This window comes from Pontimicrobium sp. IMCC45349 (assembly GCF_047219225.1).
GTDB lineage: Bacteria > Bacteroidota > Bacteroidia > Flavobacteriales > Flavobacteriaceae > IMCC45349.
This window is the reverse complement of the sequence record NZ_CP178208.1, coordinates 3070198-3092422: the sequence shown is the minus strand read 5'-3', so window position 1 is coordinate 3092422 and position 22225 is coordinate 3070198. Positions and strand designations below refer to the sequence as shown.

The following is a 22225-nucleotide window of genomic DNA, read 5'->3' as shown; positions in this document are numbered from 1 at the left end:
AATTAACAACTTAAAGTAAAACTTATAATAGTATCTATTAGTTAGTTTTAGTTTCCATTAACTCCAATCCTTGATTAATACCCTTTTCAATCGCTGGTACACCACGTTCCATCCAAACTGGTTTTGCAGCACCTTTTAAGTAATAATCAAAGTATTGTTGCATACGTATATTAAAGTCTTTACGGTTTTGCATTTTTAAAGGCCAATGTGGCTCATCGTTATAGTTCAAAAACCAAGATGGTTTTCCTAAACGACGTAAACTCACAAAAAACTCAATACCTTGATACCATGGCACGTGTCCATCAGCATCGTTATGCATAATTAGTAAAGGCGTGTTTATTTTATCAATATTAAATATTGGCGAATTCTCAATATAACGTTGTGGATATTCCCAAGGCGTACCTCCTATCCTACTTTGTGTGTGCTCGTATTGAAACTGCCTACTTAATCCTGTCCACCAACGAATACCTCCATAAGCACTAATCATATTAGGTACTGGCGCACCAGATTCTGCGGCTTTAAACATATCGGTTTTTGTTACTAAATACGCAATTTGATAACCACCCCAACTATGTCCTTGCACACCAATATTATCCTTATCTACAAATCCTTGTTCTATCAAGGCTGTTACACCTGGAATCACACAATTTAAGGCACTCTCACCAGGATATCCTACACGGTAATGCACATCTGGATTAAATATTAAATACCCTCTACTAGCATAAAAACTATAGTTAATTGTAGAACGCCCAGGATTTGGTGCTTTATGTTGGTGTAATCTATCCGAGCTTGTTTCATAAAAGTTCACAATCATTGGATACTTTTTATTAGGATCAAAGTTTTCTGGCTTTACCAGCATACCTTGTAGCGGTTTCCCATCTAACGATGTCCATTCTACCAACTCTATGGTTCCCCAATTGTAACTATCTTGCTGTGGATTTGCATCACTTAATACTGTCGACTTCTTAAAGCTTAAATCAGAATAACGCACATTTGGAAACTCCTTAAACGATTCACGTGAATAAATAATAGCATCACTGTGTTGTGCCTTTTGTAATCTTCTAAAGCGATAAGCGCCTTCTACAAGCTGCTTTCCCTTATTAGTTTTAGAGTTATATTCGTAATAACCAGCATCTTTATTGGCTTCGTTAAACGTAGAAAAAATCCACTTTTCACCAGATGGAATATAACGTAACTCATCATCTAACCACTCATAACGATAACTCGTTTTTGAACTACGTCCATGTGTTAACTGTCGCTTTGCTCCTGTATCTGGATTAAAAGCCCAAATATCATAACGATCATAAATTAATATTTCAGTATCATTAGTAGTCCATCCAGCATATCCATAAGAATATGGGTAGTTAGGATAATCGTTTAATTCATCATAAAACTGAACACCTTTAGTTAAATTCACACGTTTATTGCTAGCAACATTGTATGTAAACCATGTACTATCTGTAATGCTATATCCAAAAGCATATTTACCATTCGGACTCAAGTTAATACGTCCTTTTATCTTCTTAAGTATAGATGTTGTTGTTCCTGTATTAACATTTACTAAAGCATAATCTCTAGCATTACTACCTTCCCATTGACTTTGTAATTGATAAGGCTTTGGTGTGTTTACTAATGCATAAGCTGCGTTACCTTCATTTCCTAAACGTACACTTGGATATTCTGGTGAAGCCAAAGACACTACTTTATTAGTCGCTAAATGATAAGCTGTTTGATAAGACTTTTTACGATCATTTTTTACTTGTAACTCTTGTACAGTATAAAGTCTAGGCTCATCATAAGTCCAAACTTCTACATTTACTATTTCCTCGTCTATTAGTGTCGTATCTTTAACAATTGGTGGTGTTGCTAATCCAAAATATAACTTAGTAGCATCTTTTGAAAAACTTAAATTACCATCAGACGACACTCTAAACCCTCTTGGAGCAGAATCTTTATCCATTAATAACTTAGCAGCGTCCATACCTTTAGCCCAAGAGTATAATTGATTAGGACGTACTTGTACTTTAGTAGTATCCTTATCCACTACAAACCCTAAACGCTCACCATTTTCACTAAACTGTAATTGGTAGTATTTAGCTTTTGCATTAGCTTCTAAAACCTGTGTTAAACCCTTAGTGTCCAAATTGTACACATAAGCACCTGCTTTAAAATCGGCATCATCACCAGTACTTGTAAAAGCTAGTACTTTTCCTTTTTTAGCAAAACTATAATTAGTCACATACTTAAAGGTATCTTGAGCTTTAGTAGTTAAATTTCTAACCACTAAATGGTAGCCATTGTCTTTTCCTACCTTTTTAATTTTCTTAGGTTTTTCTTCAGAAGTACTGTCTTTAGCAACTTCTTTTTTTGGAGTTTTAATAGCTCCTAACTGATAAAATACATACCCAGACCAATGCGCTGGCAATTTATAAGACTTTATATGTCCTATTTTATCTAATTCACCAGTTGCCAGATTGTAAATTCCTAATGAATCTTTAGGTAACTTAGACTTCTTTACCTTTTTACGTTTTAAAGCAACGATGCTATCATGCCAAGGCTTAATAGTGAATAATGCTTGTTTTACATCATTTGTAAATTGTCCTTTACTAGCTCTATCGTAATTAAAAACAGTTTCACCCTTTGGAGATTTAATCTTTAAAAAATTATCAGTTTCACCACGCTCTAACGAGTACATTACATAGTTTCCATCGGTAGAAATGGTTTGTCCTTTTACGGTATTCCAAATATCAAAATCGGGATGGTCTAACACCTTTTTTTGCGCTAATGTACTAAGGCACATTAACGCAAATATTGGTAATATAAATTGCTTCATATAATTGTTATTGTTGTTGTTTTGGTTTAAAACGTCCTGGAGTATAAGGTGCTCCTACTTGTTTTAATTGATCTTCTAGCTGCTTAATGTCAACTTTATATAAGTCTATAATTTGCTGCTTTAACGGTGTAAATTCTGCTTTTGCAATGGCAAAACTCTCCATATGTGTTTGTGTAGGTGCAGCTGTTGAATATTTTTGTTCATAAACAATCGCTCCAATTCTGTTTGAAGGCGTTGGTGCTTCTTGAATATCTAAACGACGTTTTACAGAATCACCATTAAGTTTTGTATTAATATCCTTAACCTTAAGTTCTATAGCACGTACTTTACTTGCTAATGTTCCCATTGGTTGTTCAGTTAACTTAACCGCTTCCTTAATATACTTAAGCTTGTTTCTAATTTCTGATAACATGCGTTGACTCGCTTGAATATCACCTTCTAACATAGACACTTCACGTTGAAAAGCTACTTTAGCTGCACGATCAGCTGCTGGCATAACTGTATTATCTAATGCTTTTACCGAAAAAGTAACAGGAGCTACTAACTGTGTTATTATACCATTTTGATAGTTATGCATTTCTACTGTATAGTTACCAGGACTTACTAAAGTACCTTCTGGTATACCAGCGAATGGGTTATAGAAAGATGGTCCACTTAAATTAACAGGTACATTTTGCTCGTATCTTAAGTTCCAATGGAAACGTTGTAAACCTTTAGAAGGTTTCTTAAACACCTTTTTCACTACGTTTCCTGAAGCATCTTTAATAGTAAATACTAATTGTGGTTTATCTTCATTTACTTCAGCCGAAAGCTCATCGTAAGTAGGATAGCTAACACTACTTTTAGATTTCTTCAAATCATTTTCATTAGCTTGACGTTGTTCTTTAAGCGACTTGAAATTACTATCGTAGTAATAGGTAATTACGGCTTCTGGACCTAAATTAGGTGCTGTATAGAAATTATCTCCTTGAAATGCTTTTCCTGGTAAACCAAGTGGCATATTCTTTTCCCACATTAATGCTTCTCTAATAGGGTAAATAGTAGCCTTATCAGTTGGCTTTGCATTTTCAATAGTTCTTAATGATGAGTAATCATCCATTACATAAAAACCTCTACCAAATGTTCCTAATACCAAATCGTTTTCACGTGGTTGAATAGCAATATCTCTAACAGCAATTGTTGGTAATCCATTACTTAATTGTTTCCAACGACCGCCACTATTAGGTGAGAAAAATGCACCGAATTCTGTTCCACAGAAGATTAAGTTCTTGTCTTTATGGTCTTCTTCAATAGCATATACGCTACCTCTTACAGGTAAGTTATTGCTAATAGATTTCCATGAGTTTCCTTTATCAGAAGACTTGAATATATAAGGTTTAAAGTCACCATACTTATGATGATTAAATGCCACATACATCACATTTGCATCATGCTGAGATAAATACACACTATTTACATACGATTGTTTTGGTGCCCCAGGAATATTATCAACTTTACGCCATGTATTTCCACCATCTTCAGTAATTTGAATTAATCCATCGTCTGTACCTATAGCAATAAAATTAGCATCTAAAGGAGATTCCGATAATGCCACAATAGTTCCATAAGGAGATGTAGAACCGTTTTTCATAACTGCATCAATACTCACTACACGATCATACACTTTTAATGTATTTCTATCTATTTGACGTGATAAATCATCGCTAATTACCTGCCAACTATTTCCATAATCATCCGATTTAAATACTTTATTTGCAGCAAAATATAAGCGTCCACTTTTATGCTTACTTACAGCTAATGGTGCATCCCAATTCCACTTATATGCTGCTTCACCTTTACGTTCTTTAGGTTGAATACCTACTTCTTCTCCACTCTTTTTATCAAAGCGCACTAACCAACCATATTGTGATTGTGCATAAACAATATCAGGATTATTTGGATCTACTTGTGACTCAAAACCATCACCTCCATGAGTAATAAACCAGTCTTGATTTGTAATGCCATGAGCTGTAGTTACTCTTGATGGTCCACCTAAACTAAAGTTATCTTGTGTACCTCCATAAATATTATAAAATGGCTCAGCATTATCTACTGCTACTTTATAAAACTGAGTTACAGGTAAGTTTTCTTTAAAATCCCAATGTTTAGCAGCATCGAAAGTTTCGTACATACCACCATCACATCCTACTAACCAATGTTTATTGTTATTTGGGTTTATCCACATACAATGGTTATCTACGTGCTTAAAGTCTTCACCAACATTTTTAAATGTTTTTCCACCATCATGTGTTACAGACATCCAAGTATCCATAGAATATACAGTGTTTTCATCAACTGGATCTGCTATTATCTCTTGATAATAGTTACCACTTGTTACATGACTACTCTGCTTTTCCCAACTTGCGCCTCTGTTAGTTGATTTATAAAAACCACCTTTTCTTTCAGCAGCTTCTACAATGGCATAAATAATTTCAGGGTTTGCTGGAGAAATTGCTAAACCAATACGTCCTAACTCATTTGATGGTAATCCTTTTTGAATTTTAGTCCACGTGTTTCCTCCATCTACACTTTTATGCATTCCAGAACCTGGTCCACCACCAACATACGTATAAACATGACGTCTACGTTGTAATGTAGAAGCATATAACACTTCAGGATTTCTTGGATCCATAACTACATCATTTACACCAGTGTGCTCATCAACAGTTAAAATAGCATTCCAAGTATCTCCACCATCTTCACTCTTGTATAAACCTCTATCACCACCTTTACTCCATAATGGTCCAATAGCAGCTACATAAATAATGTTTGAATTGTCTGGATGCACAATAATTTTTCCAATGTGCTCAGACATTTTTAAACCTTTGTGTTCCCAAGTTTTTCCTCCATCAATAGATTTATAGATACCATCTCCATAAGACACTGAACGTTGGTTGTTATTTTCACCTGTTCCTACCCAAATTACATTTGAGTTATTAGGATCCATAGTAATACATCCAATAGAATATGACCCTTGAGCATCAAAAATTGGTGTGTACTCTAATCCAGAATTAATAGTTTTCCATACACCACCTGCAGATGTAGCTACATAATACTCAAATGGGTTGTTAGGATTAACGGCAACATCTGATATTCTACCAGAAGTTAACGAAGGTCCTACACTACGCCATTTTAAACCACTTAAACTAATTTCGTCCAGTGGTTGCTTATCATTCTTTTTTTGTTTTTGTCCATGAGATAACCCTGTGCCTAAGAAAAGTAATAGCAGCACAAGAATAGTCGGTTGTTTCATTTGTAATTGCTTTGTATTTGACAAGCAATTTATGAAACAAAACTCAAAAAGTAAGAAATTTAACTATCAGTTTATTAACAAGAAAAATGACTTATTTATTCAGGAATATAACCATAAATACTCTCAAAAACAGTATCGAAATTTTCCCTGATATAAGAGCGTAATTTCTTCTTATAGTCATCCTTTAACCAAGTTAAAAAGTTATGCGTGCTCTTGCTAATACACTTAGAATAGCGATGAATTCTATAGTCTATATCATCATCAAGTAATTTCATTAGTAATAATGCATCAAACATATCTTCGCTATTTTCAATACATATTTTACCATGTTGCTCAATAGAACGCTTTAAAACAACTTTTGAAGACTCGCCATTTCTTATAGCTTGGATATATGTTTTGTTAATATCAAAGTAAACATCTTCAGATTTTGCAAATTCCGAACGAATATCATCAGGCATTACATACTTGAAGTTAGCTTCAATATCTTCATCATTTAAAAGACCATCTAAATAATAATTAGGTGATTTAAATATACGTTGCCAATCTAAATTACCACTTCCCCAAGGACCAAATCTATGAAAGTTATTTCCTAAATCAATTACATCAAATGTATCCTTGTCTTTATAAATCCTTGAGCCACGACCAATCATTTGATAATATAAAGTCAATGACTTTGTTGCTCTGTTAAGTATAATGGCTTCTACACTAGGCTCATCAAAACCTGTAGTTAATATACTTACTGATGTTAATATAGCATCTGGCGTTTCTTTAAACCATTTTAAGATAGCAGCACGTTCCTTCTTTGACGCTGTATTGTCTAAATGAGCTATTGGATATCCAGCTGTTCTAAATAAATCATATACATACAAAGAGGTGTTAATACCATTATTGAATATTAATGTCTTCTTTCCTTTACAACGCTCTTGATAAGCATCCATAAGTTTAGATAACATTTCATTATTTGTATATAAATCTTCTGAAGACTTTACAGTATAATCACCATTAGCTCCTACTACAAGTGAAGTAAGACCTACATTATAAGAAAACATTTCGGCACGTGATAAAAACTTATTTTCAATTAAAGACTCAATACTTTCACCAACTATAAGTTCATTATAGTTGTCTGTCATTGGTAATTCAATATTAGAACTTAAAGGTGTTGCTGTTACACCTAAAACAAAGGATTTATCAAAAAACTTAAACAGTTTAGTAAAAGAATTGTAATGTGCTTCATCAATAATTACCAGACCTATATCTGAGATATCAAGCTTATCATCTTTTAATCTATTATTAAGTGTTTCTACCATAGCTACAAAACATTGATAATCGTTTTGATCATCTAGTTTTGCTTTACTATCAACAACTTTGTTCATAACACCAAATTCAGTAAGCATTGTAGATGTTTGTTTACAAAGCTCAATTCTGTGTGTCATAACTAAAACTCTCTTGTTATGATTTTTTAGGTATTGTCTAACAATTTCAGAGAAAATAACCGTTTTACCACCACCTGTAGGTAATTGATATAATAAGTGATAATCATCTGGAGCATTATCAAAACACTCAAATATTTTATTAATGGCTCCTTTTTGATAACTATATAAGTCTTTGCCAGTTTTTCTTTCTTCTAATTCTGATGTAGATAAAGTCATGTTCAAATTTGCTGATTTGCAAAAATAACATCTTTGATTAGCTTTTAAAGCATTAATTTGAGAAAATTTACAAGATTTTTTTAAGACCTATTTTACACCCATAATTTATGAATAGAATTACATTTTTTATTCTAAAAATCAGCTATAACAGTTAAGAATTTTAATCTAATTATTATAGTTAACACCTACACCTAATTTGTAATTATTACTGATTATTCCTAAATTGTTCAATATATAACAGCTTTATAACAAGCATTTACTAACTAAAAAACTAACTATTATGACTAACACAAACAAACCAGGAATCGGTTTTTGGATTATCAGTATTATCGCATTAATCTGGAATGCAATGGGAGTTATGGCTTACATTGGACAAGCCTATATGACCGACGATATGCTACAAGCACTTCCAGAGGCAGAACAAGCTTTTTATGCAAATATTCCTGCTTGGGTAACTGCAGCATTCGCAATATCTGTTTTTGCAGGATTACTAGGATGCATTGGCCTATTAGTAAGAAAAAAATGGGCAGTTTCATTATTCATTCTATCATTTATAGGAGTAATTGCACAGCAAGTCTATAATTTCTTTATGCAAGATTATATTGAATTAAGTGGCGCTCGTATGATAATGCCAATTGTGGTATTTGTGGTTTGTGTATTTTTAATTTGGTATTCTAAAGACCAAAAAGCTAAAGGTGTTTTATCATAATTTAAAACAGCTAAAACTTAAAAAGCCTAAGTAGTATTTACTTAGGCTTTTTTTTATGGTATCGTTTTTGAGAATGTATTAGCTCATTAACATTTTAAATTTTTAATTATGAGACAATCAAAACGATCCAGACCAGAAGTAAACGCTGGTTCAATGGCAGACATTGCCTTTTTGTTATTAGTCTTTTTTCTAGTAACAGCAGTAATTCCAGACGATCAAGGTTTTAACCGAAAACTTCCAAAGAAGTGTCCTGATGGACAAAATTGTAATACAGATATTCATGACAGGAATATTTTGCAAATTATTTTAAACAATAAAAATCAAGTCATGATTGAAGATAAAGTGGTCAGTTTATCTGAAGTTAAAGACATTACAAAAAGGTTTATTGATAACAATGGTGACAATAGCTGTAACTATTGTTTTGGAGCTAAACTTAGCAACTCCTCAGACAATCCAAAAAAAGCTGTAGTATCATTGCAAACACATCCAGAGTCGACATATGAAGCATTTATTGGTTTACAAGATGAAATTACAAAAGCTTATTATGAACTAAGAGCCAACTATGCTAAAACTAGATTTAATAAATCTACAGAGCAATTAACTAAAGACGAGATTAAAGAACTAAAAGAGGTTTTCCCTTTTATTTTATCGGAAGCAAGTACACGTTAGCTTAAACAAAAAAGCCTATCAAATGATAGGCTTTTCTTTTATTCACTTTTCTTAAAACCATAAAATAACTGACCTATAAAACTTTTCGGCATTTTAGTATCATCACTATATCCAAGCTTAATAGTTCCACTATTTTCTGGGATATAATTAGTTTTAAAAATATAATCCCAAACACTTAAGCTAATTCCAAAATTAACACCATGAAAACGCTCTTTTGGCAATGAATATGCATGATGATATAAATGCATTATTGGATTGTTAAAAATGTATTTTAAAGGACCGTAATCTAATTTTATATTGGCATGATTTAAATGCCCAATAGTTATCGCAATAAAATGTACTATAAAAGCTTGTTCAGGTTCAAAACCACCAAGTAACATCACAGCTAAGACTTTTAAAGGTTTGTATAAGATATTTTCCATCCAATGATAACGCAAATGTGCTGCAAACCCCATTTCTTTTACAGAATGATGTACTTTATGAAAACGCCATAAAAATTCAAAACGATGCAACATCACATGTGTAAACCATTGCACAAAATCTAAAACTATAAAGAAAATAAGTAACTGACTCCAAGTAGGTAAATCGGATAAATTAATAATTGCTAATGACTTAAAATTTATTCCTAAAACATCAATAGCAAACTTATTTACAACCTCATAAAAACCACTTACAATAATAGCAAATACAAAAAAGTTGAAGAACATATAAAATGCATCTAGCCAAAAATCTTTTCTAAAAGCTGCTTGTTGTTTACGCCATGGAAAAACAATTTCTAACACCCAAACGACCAAGGAAATACCAACTAAACCCCAAAAATAGTTTTGAGTCCAATCTACCTGAAAGACTATAGAACGCCACGTCCAGTCTAACATTCCTAATAAGGTATTAATAAATGTTTCTAAATAACCCATTAATAATCTAGTAAGGCTTGTAATTCCTCTTCAAATCTGTTTTTAGGTAAATATTGTTGTTCTAATTGAGGAGCAAAAGGGATTGGTGTTTCAATACTCGCAACTCTTTTTACTGGCGCATCTAAGTACTCAAAACACTCTTCCATAATTAGAGATGATAAATCACTAGCAATACTTCCAAAAAGAGAATCTTCTTGTAATATAATTGCTTTCCCTGTCCTTTTAACAGAATTAATTATAGCTTCCGTATCTAATGGCTGTAATGATCTTAAATCAATTAAATCAGCCGAAATATCAGTATTTTTACTTAAAGTATCTAAAGCCCAATGTACAGCTGCTCCATAAGAAATAATTGTAACGTCATTTCCTTCTTTTAATAATGATGCTTTACCAAAAGGCAATGTGTAATAATCAGTTGGTACGTCTTGACGTATGCTTCTATATAAGGCTTTATGCTCAAAAAACAGTACAGGGTTTGGATCGTTAATAGCAGTTGCTAATAAACCTTTAGCATCATAAGGAAATGCAGGATAGATAACCTTTAATCCTGGTGTTTTAGTAAACCAAGCTTCGTTAGTTTGTGAGTGAAATGGTCCAGCTGCTACACCTGCTCCACATGGCATTCTTAATACAACATCGGCACTTTGGTTCCATCTATAATGTGATTTTGCTAAATAATTTACTACAGGATTAAACCCAGAAGTAACAAAATCTGAAAATTGTAATTCTACAACCGATTTAATACCAGCAATTGATAATCCCATTCCAGCTTCTATAATCGAAGATTCACAAATAGGCGTGTTTCTAACACGTTCTTTTCCAAACTCATTTACAAAGCCTTCAGTTATCTTAAAAACACCTCCATATTCGGCAATATCTTGTCCCATTATAACTAAGTCATCATGCTTTTGCATTGATTGTTTTAAACCTTCTGAAATAGCATCAACCAATCTTAGTTCTTTAGTTTCTTTATTTTCCTTAAACTCCTCATAATTAAATGATTTATACACATCATTTAACTCATTAATTAAATCTGGAGTGATTTGCTCTTCGTTAAAGGCTAACTCTAAATTATCATGAATCTCTTTCACGATTTCTTCTTTCATTTTAACCTCTTGAGCTTCGGTTAAAATACCTTCTTCTTTTAAATAAGACTGGAAGTTTACAACAGGGTCTTTTTTCGCCCAATATTCCATTAAATCTTTAGGTACATATTTTGTACCACTCGCCTCTTCATGACCACGCATTCTAAATGTTTTAAACTCAATTAAAATTGGTCTTGGTCGTTTGCGAACACTTTCTATTAACTTTGAAACTTTATTGTAAACTTCTAATATATTATTACCATCAATTATAAATGAATCTATACCATAACCTTTACCTCTATCAGCAATATCTTTACAATTATACTGTTCACTAGTTGGTGTTGATAAGCCATAACCATTATTTTCGATACAGAAAATTACTGGCAAATCCCAAACAGAAGCTACGTTTAATGCTTCATGAAAGTCACCTTCACTTGTACCACCTTCTCCAGAAAAAACAACAGTTGCTTTATTATTCTTTTTTAATAAGTTAGCAAGTGCAATACCATCAGCTACACCTAATTGTGGTCCTAAATGAGAAATCATTCCAATAATATTGAACTCCTGAGTACCAAAGTGAAAAGAACGATCTCTACCTTTAGTAAAACCATTAGCTTTCCCTTGCCATTGTGAGAATAATCTATATAAAGGAATTTCTCTAGTTGTAAAAACACCTAAATTTCTATGCATTGGTAAAATGTACTCATCTTTGTTAAGAGACATTGTTACACCAACAGATATGGCTTCTTGACCTATTCCCGAAAACCATTTAGATATTTTACCCTGACGTAGAAGAATTAACATCTTTTCTTCTATCATCCTAGGTTTCAGCATATTTTTATATAAAATTAATAGCTTTTTTTTGCTCAGATTCTTTTTATCGTATACAATTTCGCTAGTATAGTTTGTAGTTGCTTTCATGTGTGTGTTTTGGAATTTCAAAAGTAGCAAAATAATATATAAATCGAATAAATAAACTTGTATTAGATACAATAAAAAGCGTTGCTTTTTTCGTTATATTTGTATTTCGACTTAAAAATAAAAAACACAAAACAATGAGTAAAATACCTAGTGTAAATCTAGAAGATTTCCTTTCGGGAGATGCAACTAGAAAACAGAAATTTATTAATGAGATTGGAAAAGCGTACGAAGAAATTGGTTTTGTAGCGTTAAAAGGTCATTTTTTAGACGATAAACTTGTAGACAGCTTATATACTGAAGTAAAGAACTTTTTTGATTTACCAGTTGAAACAAAGCAGAAATATGAAATTCCAGGAATTGGAGGCCAAAGAGGCTATGTGTCTTTTGGTAAAGAAAGTGCAAAAGGTAAAAAAGAAGGTGATTTAAAAGAGTTTTGGCATTTTGGGCAATACGTAGAGAATAATCCTGCTTTAGAAGAAGAATACCCAAAAAATGTCGAAGTTGAAGAGTTGCCTAAATTTAATGAAGTAGGTAAGCAAACATACAGGATGCTAGAAAAAACAGCAAAATATGTATTAAGAGCTTTAGCTTTACATTTAGGAATTGAAGAAACTTATTTTGATAATTATATCCACAATGGTAATAGTATTTTAAGACCAATTCATTATCCTCCAATTACAAACGAACCTAATGATGCTGTTCGTGCTGCAGCACATGGCGACATTAACTTAATTACGTTATTAATGGGAGCTCAAGGTAAAGGTTTACAAGTACAAGACAACGATGGTGTTTGGCATGATGCTATTGCACAACCAGACGAATTAATGATTAATGTTGGAGACATGTTATCAAGACATTCAAATAATAAATTAAAATCTACAATCCATCGTGTTGTAAATCCTCCAAGAGAACTTTGGGGAACTTCTAGATATTCAATCCCATTTTTTATGCATCCTATTAGCGAAATGAAGCTTGATGTATTAGAAGGTTGTGTAGATGAAAATAATCCAAAGCAATTCGATGATATTACTGCTGGAGAATTTTTAAATCAGCGTTTAATTGAACTTGGATTGATTAAAAAATAATGGATTTACAAGATCAACTTAAGAATTTATTTCCTGATCACGTACCAAGTGAACCTCAAGTTAGCAATACTAACGAATCAGATATTTGGATGCAAGACGATCCCTTAATATGCAAGTATGAAAAGCGAAAAGGGAAGCCAATTACTATTATTGAAGGCTATACTGGTGCTACCGAAGATTTTAAGGCTTTAGCTAAAGAATTAAAAACTAAATTAAGTGTTGGTGGTAGCTTTAAAGACGATAAAGTAATTATTCAAGGTGATTATCGTGATAAAATAATGACCATTTTAAAAGACAAGGGTTTTAACGTAAAACGTGTTGGTGGTTAATGAATAACGTCCTAAATATTACTAATGGTAGTAATTTAACTGAAAGGTTGAATGAACTTAATGTTTCTGGTGATTTTTTAACATGGCAAGAAATGCTATGTGAAGGTCCTACCCATGAAACTATCGACTCAACAGAATTCCTTTCAATGCGAAAAACGTTTTTAGAAAGCTACTATAATATTGAAATAGACGAATACGAATTTAAAAATGAGATAGACAAACTAAACAATACTCAAAATTACAATAAGATTATCCTTTGGTTTGAATACGACTTATTTTGCCACATAAACCTTATTGCAGTTATTAGTTTACTTAAACAAAAAGGCATTAATAAGCCTTTGTACCTAGTTTGTAGTGGTCGTGTTAAGGGAGAAAAAGAATTAAAAGGTCTTTCAGAATTAAATGATGACGAGTTATTACTTCATTTAAAAAATAAAGTTTTACTAAGTAAGTCAGATATTGAGATGGCTACCACTTTGTGGGGAATTTATTGTGGTAAAAATCATAATCTATTAAAACCTTTTATTGTTGAAACATCTTCTTTTAAATACTTAAACAGCTGTTTAAAAGCACATTTAAAACGTTTTCCAGACTCACAAAATGGCTTAGGAAGATTAGAATTACATATTCTTGAAACCATAAATTCAAACACAGTAAAATCAAGACATCATCTTCTTGGTTATATTTTAAATTATCAAGGTTATTATGGCTTTGGAGATTTACAAATTAAAAGAATGATTGATAAATTGTCAATGTTCTACAACGAAACAGATGAACAAATAAAATTGAATAGAAAAGGTCACGAAGTACTACTTAATAAACATAACTTTTCAGTTGAATTAAATAATGACCTCGCTTATGGAGGAGTAAATCGTTTAGACTTTCAATTCAATAAAAAAGAAAATAAACTTATAAAAACTATAATAAATGCCTATTAAAGAATCTGAGCTTATACTAAATCCAGATGGTAGTGTTTACCACTTAAGCCTTAAGCCTGAACATATAGCAGACACCATAATATTTGTTGGAGATCAAGACAGAGTTGAAAAGATAACCAAACACTTCGACTCTATAGAGTTTTCAATTCAAAAAAGAGAATTTAAAACACAAACAGGAACCTATAAAGGCAAGCGTTTAACTGTATTGTCTACTGGAATTGGCCCTGATAATATAGATATTGTACTTAATGAATTAGATGCCTTGGTAAACATCGATTTAGAAACAAGACAACCAAAAGAAACATTAAAGTCGCTTAATATTGTAAGAGTTGGAACTTCAGGGTCATTACAAGCTGATGTTCCCGTGGACTCTTTTGTTTTAAGCTCTCATGGACTTGATTTAAATGGAATGTTACACTTCTATCAAATTGATGATATTAGAAGACCAAAAATTGAAAAAGCTTTTATAGAACATACTAATTGGAGTAGTGAAAAAGCAAAGCCAATTTTTATTGACAACAGTGCTTCGTTAGAAGCATTACTAGAAAGTGATAAAGTATATAAAGGAGTAACAGCTACTGCTGGTGGATTTTATGGACCACAAGGTAGAGTTTTAAGGTTGCCACTTCAAAACCCAAGTCTAAATACAAAAATGGACAACTTTAATTTTGAGGGCACTCGAATCACGAATTTCGAAATGGAAACTTCTGTGATTTATGGTCTTTCAAAACTTTTAGGTCATAATGCTTGTTCATTAAATGCTATTATAGCAAATAGAGCTAATGGTACTTTTAGTGAAAATCCTAAGCTTACAGTAGAAAAACTAATAACTTATACACTAGACAAACTAGTTTAATAGTATATGAAAAATGTAAAAATTGGTGGTGTTCCAGAGCATTTTAACCTTGCTTGGTACTTAACTCTAAAAGAAGGTTCTTATAAAGAAAAGAATATTAACCTTAGATGGAAGGATTATTTTGGAGGTACAGGGCAAATGTGTAAAGCTCTACGTGACGGAGACATTGACTTGGCTGTAATATTAACCGAAGGAATTATAAAAGATATTATTGCAGGTAATAAATGTAAAATTGTACAAGTATTTGTTAAATCACCACTAATTTGGGGAATTCATGTTGCGCATGATTCTAATTTTCATAACATAAATGACATAAGAGGTACTAGAGCTGCTATTAGTAGGTTTGGCTCTGGTTCTCATCTTATGGCGTATATTAATGCCGAAAATAATGATTGGAATCTAGAAAACGATCTACAATTTGAGGTTATTAATAGTTTAGATGGCGCAGTTAAAGGACTAACAAATAACGATGCTGATTATTTTATGTGGGAAAAATTCACCACTAAACCTTTTGTAGATAATAATACTTTTAGACGTATTGGTAATTGCCCTACTCCTTGGCCTTGTTTTGTAATTGCAGTTAGAGAGGATTTTATAACTAATGAAGAAGAAACTCTAAAAACAATACTTGATATTATTAATGAAACAACTTCAGAGTTTAAAGATATTCCAAGTATTGACAAGACAATTGCTAACAGATATGAACAAAAACTAGAAGATGTTCAAGAGTGGTTATCTCTTACACAATGGTCTCAGGAGAATATTAGCGAGAAGACTATTAATAAAGTTCAAAATCAACTTTTTGCCTTAAATATTATTCCTGAAAAATGGAATTATAAAGATTTAGTGCATCACTTTTAAGATACATTTCATCGGACTTTTCAGTATAATCAACTGAAAAACAAACACTTCAAATTGACAAAATATGAGTTAAATTTTTAGTTTTAACAAATTATTAGTACATTGAAATTGCTATTAATTAACCCAAGTCAATATATGACAACAACAATTACTATAATCTTAGCAATTTTAGTGGCTATTAATTTTTTATTATTAAAGTTTAGTTCTAATAAAGTTGTAAGAGAAAAAAAATCTAAAAAGCCTTTGATTATTAGAAAGAAAGGTAAGTCTATTAAGACCAGTCAACAGCTTCCACCCCAACTTGCTGCAACTGGAAGTTAGCTCTACTAAAGTGTTTATTTCCAAACCAATAACCTCTATTTGCACTCAATGGTGAAGGATGACCACTTTGTAAAATATGATGTTTATTGGCATCTATTAATTTAGATTTCTTTTTGGCAAATCCTCCCCAAAGTAAAAATACGATATCATTCTTTTCTTCTGATATTTTTTTAATTACAGCATCAGTAAATGTTTCCCAACCTTTACCTTGATGACTACCTGCTTCATGAGCTCTAACTGTTAAAGTAGCATTTAAAAGTAATACACCTTGTTTAGCCCAACGCTCTAAATTTCCACTTTTTGGATATGCAACTCCCAAGTCTTGTTCAATTTCTTTAAAAATATTAATTAATGAAGGTGGATGCGCTATATTATCACTTACCGAAAAACTCAATCCGTTAGCTTGTCCTATACCATGATATGGATCTTGTCCAATAATAACCACTTTAATATCATTAAACTTACAAAAATCAAAAGCTGAAAAAATATTTTTACCTTCTGGATAACACGTATTACTTTCATACTCATTTTTCACAAAATCCACTAACTTATTGAAATACGGTTTTTTAAATTCATCATATAATATATTCTTCCAACTGTCATCAATTTTTACATCCATCTTTTTCAAATTAAATAAGTGACTAATCTAGTTTTTAGTGTCATAAAAGTATAAAATAATAACAATTAATGCTTTTTATAATAATTATTGTAGGTCTAATAATTCTCAATTTTATTCTTCTATTCAGAAGCATTAATCAAACTGCCGACTCCAAAAAACAAAAAGAAGAAATAGAAAAGAAAATTAAGCATTAAAAATTTACCTTTGCAGTTGCAAAAAAGCAAATGTAGTAATGATTAATATTCATAAAAAAACTTTACAAGATTTAGAATTTGATATTGTTCTGGAACAAATATCAACGCTTTGTTCTACATCATTAGGTAAGTTAGCAATTTTAAAGACGCTACCTTTTAATGATGAAGAAAGCACTTTGTATGCGCTAAATTTAGTAAATGAATATATTTCTTCATTTGATAATGATAACAGTATTCCTAATCATAATTTCAACGAAATTACTGAAGACTTAAAATTATTAAGAATTGAAAATACATTTCTTGAAATTGAAAGTTTTAGAAGAATTGCATCTTTGTCTATTACTGCAAATGAGCTTATTCTATTTTTTAAAAAATTTGAAGAGTATTATCCAACACTCCACAATGAAGCATCGCAAATTGAAGTTACCACTATTATTTCTGATAGAATAAACGCTATTATCAATAGGTTTGGAGAAATTAAGGACGATGCTAGCGATACGCTTTTTAGTTTAAGAAGATCAATTAATAGTTTAAAATCTAAAATACATTCTAGTTTTTCATCTGCATTACAATCCTATAGCAGTTCTGATTATCTTGATGAAATTAGAGAAACTGTTATTGAAAACAGACGTGTATTAGCTGTTAAAGCCATGTATAGACGCAAGGTAAAAGGTGCTATACTTGGTTCTAGTAAAACTGGAAGCATTGTTTATATTGAGCCAGAAGCTACTTTACAGTTCCATAGGGAACTTAACAACCTTGAATACGAAGAAAAGGAAGAAATAACAAAAATTTTAAAAGAGCTAACAAACTTTGTTAGAGATTTCAAACCACTTTTAGCTGCGTATCAAGAGTTTTTAACCCAAATTGATGTTGTTTCTGCAAAAGCTAAATACGCGCAATCAATAAATGGTATTCTGCCAGAAATAGTTACTAATAGACATATTTACTTGAGAGATGCTTATCACCCACTGCTCTATTTAAATAATAAAGAAAAAGGAGAACAAACATTTCCTCAAACTATAAAGTTAGAACCCGAAAGCAGAATCATCGTAATTTCTGGACCTAATGCTGGAGGAAAAAGTATCACATTAAAAACTGTAGGTTTATTACAAGTAATGCTACAAAGTGGTATGTTAATTCCTGTTCACGAGCGCAGTAAAGTTTGTCTTTTTGATCGTGTTTTAAGTGATATTGGGGATAATCAGTCTATAGAAAATCATTTAAGTACATATAGCTATAGACTAAAACAAATGAATTACTTCTTAAAAAAATGTAATGATAAAACACTTTTTTTAATTGATGAATTTGGTACTGGAAGTGACCCAGAATTAGGTGGTGCATTGGCCGAAACATTTTTAGAAGTATTCTATGAAAGAGGTGCTTTTGGTATAATAACAACACATTATACTAACTTAAAAATTCTAGCTAATGAGCTACCACACATTCAAAATGCAAATATGCTTTTTGATGAACGTACACTGAAACCTATTTACAAACTAGTTTTAGGACAAGCAGGTAGTTCATTTACATTTGAAGTAGCTCAAAAAAACGGAATTCCATATAGTTTAATAAATAAAGCTAAAAAGAAAATTGAACGTGGTAAAGTAAGGTTTGATAGAACCATAGCCAAACTTCAAAAAGAGCGTTCAAAACTTGAAAAAACTGAACGTTCGCTTAAAGTGAATGAGCAGAAAAAACAAAGTGAAGCAGATAAGCTCGAAGAAATAAATAACAAGGTACAACGTAAATTAGAAAACTATCAAGAACTTTATGATAGCAATCAACGCTTAATATATCTTGGGCAAAAAGTAAATGATTTAGCTGAGAAATACTTTGAAAATAAACGTAAGCGTGATTTAATGTCTGAACTTTTTAAAATTGTTCAAATAGAAAATTCTAAACGCAAAAAGATAACAGTAAAAGAGAAAAAAGCTAAAAAAGCAAAAGAACAGCAAGTAAAAAAAGAGGTTGAGAAAAAGGTTGAAGTAATTAGAGAAAAGAAAAAAGAAGCCAAAAAGAAAGCTGCTTTACAACCACCAAAACCAAAGGCTGTTTTAAAAATTGGTGATCGTGTACGAATGGAAGATGGACGTGCTGTTGGGACTATTGATAAAATAGAAAAAAATAAGGCAATTGTAAATTATGGATTATTTACCACAAATGTTAATATTGATTTATTAGATTTAGTTGAAGCCAAAAAATAGAAGTTCAGTAATTACTTAAACACTAATTAATTAGTTCTTATTACCTTTATAGTGTGAATATAGAAATTCCCAAACATAAAAAACTTATACTCTTTGATGGTGTTTGCAATCTTTGTAATTCCTCTGTACAGTTTGTTATTAAAAAAGATAAGAAAAACATCTATCTATTTGCACCTTTACAAGGAACTATTGGGCAACAAATAATTAAAGAGTTTAATATAGATACTGAAAAGACTGACTCTATATTACTTTATACAAACAACAAACTATATAGTAAATCTACAGCTGCATTAAAAGTTGCAGCTACTCTAGGATTTTCAACCAATATACTTAGCGTGTTTATTATCATCCCTACATTTATTAGAAATTGGGTTTATGATTTTATAGCTAAAAACAGATATAAATGGTACGGAAAAAAAGAAGCTTGTATGATTCCAACACCAGAATTGAAAGCTAAATTTTTAGAATAAAAAAGCCTTGAACTAATTCAAGGCTTTTTTATTTACATTTAACACTAACGAAAACAAATTTTTTATTTGTTAGCACATTTATGTTGGCTATTGTAAATATATACAAGTCAGTAACTTGATTAAACATATTATCGTTAAAGCGTCTTATTTTTTGTTAAAAAAATAATTCTTGCAGATTTAATCTATGAACTGTAAAATATTTCCCTAATCACAAATGCAAGTTTACTCACTTAAATGCATAGTTAACTAATTATCAATTTTAAACATTTTATATGGTTAGTAATTTTAATCAACATTAAAAACATAACCATGAGACTATTACTTCTATTTACATTATTATGCACTTCACTACTCTTCTCTACTAATAACAAAATTGATAGCAAATTAAATGATGTCACTGTATATTTAAATGGTGCACAAATCTCTAGAAGTACTGAGATAATTGTACCAATTGGAACAACAGAATATACATTTAATAATCTTTCTCCAAACATTCAAGAAAGTAGTATACAAATATCCGGTTTACAACAAGCATCATTACTCTCAATTAATTATGGTATAAATTATTTAGACAAAAGACAAAATACAGAAGAGATTGCTACTCTAAAAGCTCAAATAGAAAACTTAAAAGATAAAATAAGTATACAAGACAACCTTATACTTGGCTATAAGGAAGAGTTAAGTCTAATTCAGGCTAATAAACGATTAGGAAATGAAACAGAAAATGTGAACTTAGAAAAAGTAAAGGCATTTGCGATATATTATAGAACTAGACTTACTGAGGTGAAAAATGAAATTCATAAAGCTGAAAAGAAAAAAACAGCTTACAACAATGATATTATCGACATTAACTTACAGCTTAAAGAACTTAATGTTACCGAAAAGGTTCAAACAGGTGAAATTACAATTAAACTTAATTCAGAAATAGCAACCAAACTCAATCTTACACTTAAATATAATGTTACAGAAGCTGGTTGGTTTCCTGTATACGATTTAAAAGCAAAAACAATTAACAAACCATTGAATTTAACGTACAAGGCAAATGTTTATCAAAACACAGGACAAGACTGGAATGATGTTAAAGTAACACTATCTACAAGCGACCCTAATACCAATAATATAAAACCAAATTTAAACCCAAAATACCTTAATTTTATAAGTAAATATAGTAACTATAAAAGTAATACTGCAACCAAGAACTATAACTACAAATACAATCCATATATAAAAACTGTAAGTGGTACTGTAACCGACGAATCTGGCTTACCATTACTAGGAGCATCTGTAATTGTTAAAGGCACAACAAATGGTACTACCACAGATTTTGATGGTAATTATTCTATTAAAATTAATGAAGGTGATGCATTAGAGTTCTCGTATGTTGGGTATAAAAGTGAATTAATTCCTATTCATTCTAGCACTATAAATTTAAGTTTATTTCCAGATAATCAATTAGAAGAAGTTGTGATTGTCGCCTATTCAATGAAACAAACTAATGCATATACAAATGCTAAAGCAAATTCAAATAAAGTTAGAGAAATGATGGATAGAGAAGAATTTGACGATGAACCATATGAAGACCCTTATGTTTATACAAGTACAGGAGATATTATAGAAGAAGGTATAACAAATACGCAATTTGAAATTCAAAAAAAGCATAGTATTCAATCCAATGGAGATTTAACAGTTATCAAAATCAACGATATTAATGTACCTGCAGACTTTTCGTATTATGCTGCACCAATAATAAATGAAAATGTATTCTTAACTGCTAAATTTGGAAATTGGTCACAATACAACTTATTACCAGGAGAAGCAAACATATATTTTGAAGGTGCATATGCTGGTAAAACTAACATTAACCCACAATCTACTAAAGATAGCTTAACAGTTTCGCTAGGTGTAGACCCAAATGTAGTTGTTAAGCGTAAAAAACTAGATAATTTTAAAAGCAAGCAGTTTTTAGGTAATAACCGAATTATTAATAAAGCTTATGAAATAGAGGTAAAAAACAATAAGCAAACAGATATTGTTTTAGTACTTATGGATAGAATTCCAAAAAGTGAAAATAAAGAAATTAAAGTTGACGATATTATTACAGGAAATGCAAAATATAATGACAAAACTGGTTTGTTAGAATGGAATATAAACCTAAGCACCAATGCAAACAAGAAATATAGTTTTAGCTATTTGCTTAAATATCCAAAATATAAACGCATAAACCTATAAGCAGCACACCTTAAGGTAAAGCACAATTAGTTTGACCCTAGCTT

16 protein-coding genes are annotated in these 22225 nt (G+C 31.2%); 10 read left to right on the top strand and 6 right to left on the bottom strand.

Annotated features, from left to right (window positions below; all coding sequences use genetic code 11):
• Positions 1-37: 37 nt before the first annotated feature.
• From ACLII3_RS14310 to ACLII3_RS14300, 3 genes are all read right to left on the bottom strand, one after another.
• Positions 38-2833, bottom strand: coding sequence for an alpha/beta hydrolase family protein (locus ACLII3_RS14310; RefSeq protein WP_412984962.1), 2796 nt, complete (start codon positions 2831-2833; stop codon positions 38-40).
• Between the two features lie 7 nt (positions 2834-2840).
• Positions 2841-6125, bottom strand: a complete 3285-nt coding sequence (locus ACLII3_RS14305) for a glycosyl hydrolase (protein ID WP_412984960.1) — start codon at positions 6123-6125, stop codon at positions 2841-2843.
• Between the two features lie 95 nt (positions 6126-6220).
• Positions 6221-7774, bottom strand: a complete 1554-nt coding sequence (locus tag ACLII3_RS14300) for a DEAD/DEAH box helicase (RefSeq protein WP_412984958.1) — start codon at positions 7772-7774, stop codon at positions 6221-6223.
• A 280-nt stretch (positions 7775-8054) separates the two neighbouring features.
• Between ACLII3_RS14300 and ACLII3_RS14295 the strand changes: the two genes are divergently transcribed.
• Both ACLII3_RS14295 and ACLII3_RS14290 read left to right on the top strand, forming a co-directional pair.
• A complete protein-coding gene (locus tag ACLII3_RS14295) occupies positions 8055-8483 on the top strand; it encodes a hypothetical protein (protein WP_412984956.1) in 429 nt (142 codons plus the stop codon).
• Positions 8484-8591: 108 nt separating this feature from the next.
• Positions 8592-9152, top strand: coding sequence for an ExbD/TolR family protein (locus ACLII3_RS14290; protein WP_412984954.1), 561 nt, complete (start codon positions 8592-8594; stop codon positions 9150-9152).
• A gap of 38 nt (positions 9153-9190) precedes the next feature.
• Here the strand turns inward: ACLII3_RS14290 and ACLII3_RS14285 are convergent, their stop codons facing one another.
• A complete protein-coding gene (locus ACLII3_RS14285; RefSeq protein WP_412984952.1) occupies positions 9191-10066 on the bottom strand; it encodes a sterol desaturase family protein in 876 nt (291 codons plus the stop codon).
• A complete protein-coding gene (locus ACLII3_RS14280) occupies positions 10066-12072 on the bottom strand; it encodes a thiamine pyrophosphate-dependent enzyme (protein WP_412984950.1) in 2007 nt (668 codons plus the stop codon). The genes ACLII3_RS14285 and ACLII3_RS14280 overlap by 1 nt, the downstream gene beginning before the upstream one ends.
• 134 nt (positions 12073-12206) lie before the next feature.
• Here ACLII3_RS14280 and ACLII3_RS14275 point away from each other — a divergent pair, with 134 nt between their 5' ends.
• From ACLII3_RS14275 to ACLII3_RS14255, 5 genes are read left to right on the top strand one after another with little or no spacing between them, the layout of a single operon-like run.
• Positions 12207-13157: an isopenicillin N synthase family dioxygenase gene (locus ACLII3_RS14275; protein ID WP_412984948.1), complete on the top strand. Its 951-nt coding sequence runs from the start codon at positions 12207-12209 to the stop codon at positions 13155-13157.
• The gene (locus ACLII3_RS14270; RefSeq protein WP_412984946.1) at positions 13157-13486 is read left to right on the top strand and encodes a translation initiation factor; all 330 of its coding nucleotides are present in this window, start codon (positions 13157-13159) and stop codon (positions 13484-13486) included. The genes ACLII3_RS14275 and ACLII3_RS14270 overlap by 1 nt, the downstream gene beginning before the upstream one ends.
• Positions 13486-14424 carry a DUF1835 domain-containing protein gene (locus tag ACLII3_RS14265; protein ID WP_412984944.1) on the top strand — a complete coding sequence of 313 codons (939 nt, stop codon included), beginning with the start codon at positions 13486-13488 and terminating at the stop codon, positions 14422-14424. The genes ACLII3_RS14270 and ACLII3_RS14265 overlap by 1 nt, the downstream gene beginning before the upstream one ends.
• Positions 14414-15280: a nucleoside phosphorylase gene (locus tag ACLII3_RS14260; RefSeq protein WP_412984942.1), complete on the top strand. Its 867-nt coding sequence runs from the start codon at positions 14414-14416 to the stop codon at positions 15278-15280. Before ACLII3_RS14265 ends, ACLII3_RS14260 begins: the two co-directional genes overlap by 11 nt.
• A 6-nt stretch (positions 15281-15286) precedes the next feature.
• Positions 15287-16141 carry a substrate-binding domain-containing protein gene (locus ACLII3_RS14255; protein WP_412984940.1) on the top strand — a complete coding sequence of 285 codons (855 nt, stop codon included), beginning with the start codon at positions 15287-15289 and terminating at the stop codon, positions 16139-16141.
• Positions 16142-16412: 271 nt separating this feature from the next.
• On the opposite strand, the gene ACLII3_RS14250 is transcribed toward ACLII3_RS14255, so the two are convergent.
• Positions 16413-17081: a uracil-DNA glycosylase gene (locus ACLII3_RS14250; protein ID WP_412984938.1), complete on the bottom strand. Its 669-nt coding sequence runs from the start codon at positions 17079-17081 to the stop codon at positions 16413-16415.
• A gap of 232 nt (positions 17082-17313) precedes the next feature.
• On the opposite strand from ACLII3_RS14250, the gene ACLII3_RS14245 reads away from it, so the two are divergent.
• From ACLII3_RS14245 to ACLII3_RS14235, 3 genes are all read left to right on the top strand, one after another.
• Positions 17314-19482 carry an endonuclease MutS2 gene (locus tag ACLII3_RS14245; protein ID WP_412984936.1) on the top strand — a complete coding sequence of 723 codons (2169 nt, stop codon included), beginning with the start codon at positions 17314-17316 and terminating at the stop codon, positions 19480-19482.
• 53 nt (positions 19483-19535) lie between these two features.
• Positions 19536-19952, top strand: a complete 417-nt coding sequence (locus ACLII3_RS14240; RefSeq protein WP_412984934.1) for a thiol-disulfide oxidoreductase DCC family protein — start codon at positions 19536-19538, stop codon at positions 19950-19952.
• 309 nt (positions 19953-20261) lie between these two features.
• Entirely contained in the window at positions 20262-22181 is a 1920-nt protein-coding gene (locus ACLII3_RS14235; RefSeq protein WP_412984932.1) for a mucoidy inhibitor MuiA family protein, read from the top strand.
• Positions 22182-22225 lie beyond the last annotated feature (44 nt).

Coding starts and splice junctions, on each gene's coding strand:
- ACLII3_RS14310 (WP_412984962.1), bottom strand. CDS start 2,833: ATGAAGCAATTTATATTACCAATATTTGCGTTAATGTGCCTTAGTACA.
- ACLII3_RS14305 (WP_412984960.1), bottom strand. CDS start 6,125: ATGAAACAACCGACTATTCTTGTGCTGCTATTACTTTTCTTAGGCACA.
- ACLII3_RS14300 (WP_412984958.1), bottom strand. CDS start 7,774: ATGACTTTATCTACATCAGAATTAGAAGAAAGAAAAACTGGCAAAGAC.
- ACLII3_RS14295 (WP_412984956.1), top strand. CDS start 8,055: ATGACTAACACAAACAAACCAGGAATCGGTTTTTGGATTATCAGTATT.
- ACLII3_RS14290 (WP_412984954.1), top strand. CDS start 8,592: ATGAGACAATCAAAACGATCCAGACCAGAAGTAAACGCTGGTTCAATG.
- ACLII3_RS14285 (WP_412984952.1), bottom strand. CDS start 10,066: ATGGGTTATTTAGAAACATTTATTAATACCTTATTAGGAATGTTAGAC.
- ACLII3_RS14280 (WP_412984950.1), bottom strand. CDS start 12,072: ATGAAAGCAACTACAAACTATACTAGCGAAATTGTATACGATAAAAAG.
- ACLII3_RS14275 (WP_412984948.1), top strand. CDS start 12,207: ATGAGTAAAATACCTAGTGTAAATCTAGAAGATTTCCTTTCGGGAGAT.
- ACLII3_RS14270 (WP_412984946.1), top strand. CDS start 13,157: ATGGATTTACAAGATCAACTTAAGAATTTATTTCCTGATCACGTACCA.
- ACLII3_RS14265 (WP_412984944.1), top strand. CDS start 13,486: ATGAATAACGTCCTAAATATTACTAATGGTAGTAATTTAACTGAAAGG.
- ACLII3_RS14260 (WP_412984942.1), top strand. CDS start 14,414: ATGCCTATTAAAGAATCTGAGCTTATACTAAATCCAGATGGTAGTGTT.
- ACLII3_RS14255 (WP_412984940.1), top strand. CDS start 15,287: ATGAAAAATGTAAAAATTGGTGGTGTTCCAGAGCATTTTAACCTTGCT.
- ACLII3_RS14250 (WP_412984938.1), bottom strand. CDS start 17,081: ATGGATGTAAAAATTGATGACAGTTGGAAGAATATATTATATGATGAA.
- ACLII3_RS14245 (WP_412984936.1), top strand. CDS start 17,314: ATGATTAATATTCATAAAAAAACTTTACAAGATTTAGAATTTGATATT.
- ACLII3_RS14235 (WP_412984932.1), top strand. CDS start 20,262: ATGAGACTATTACTTCTATTTACATTATTATGCACTTCACTACTCTTC.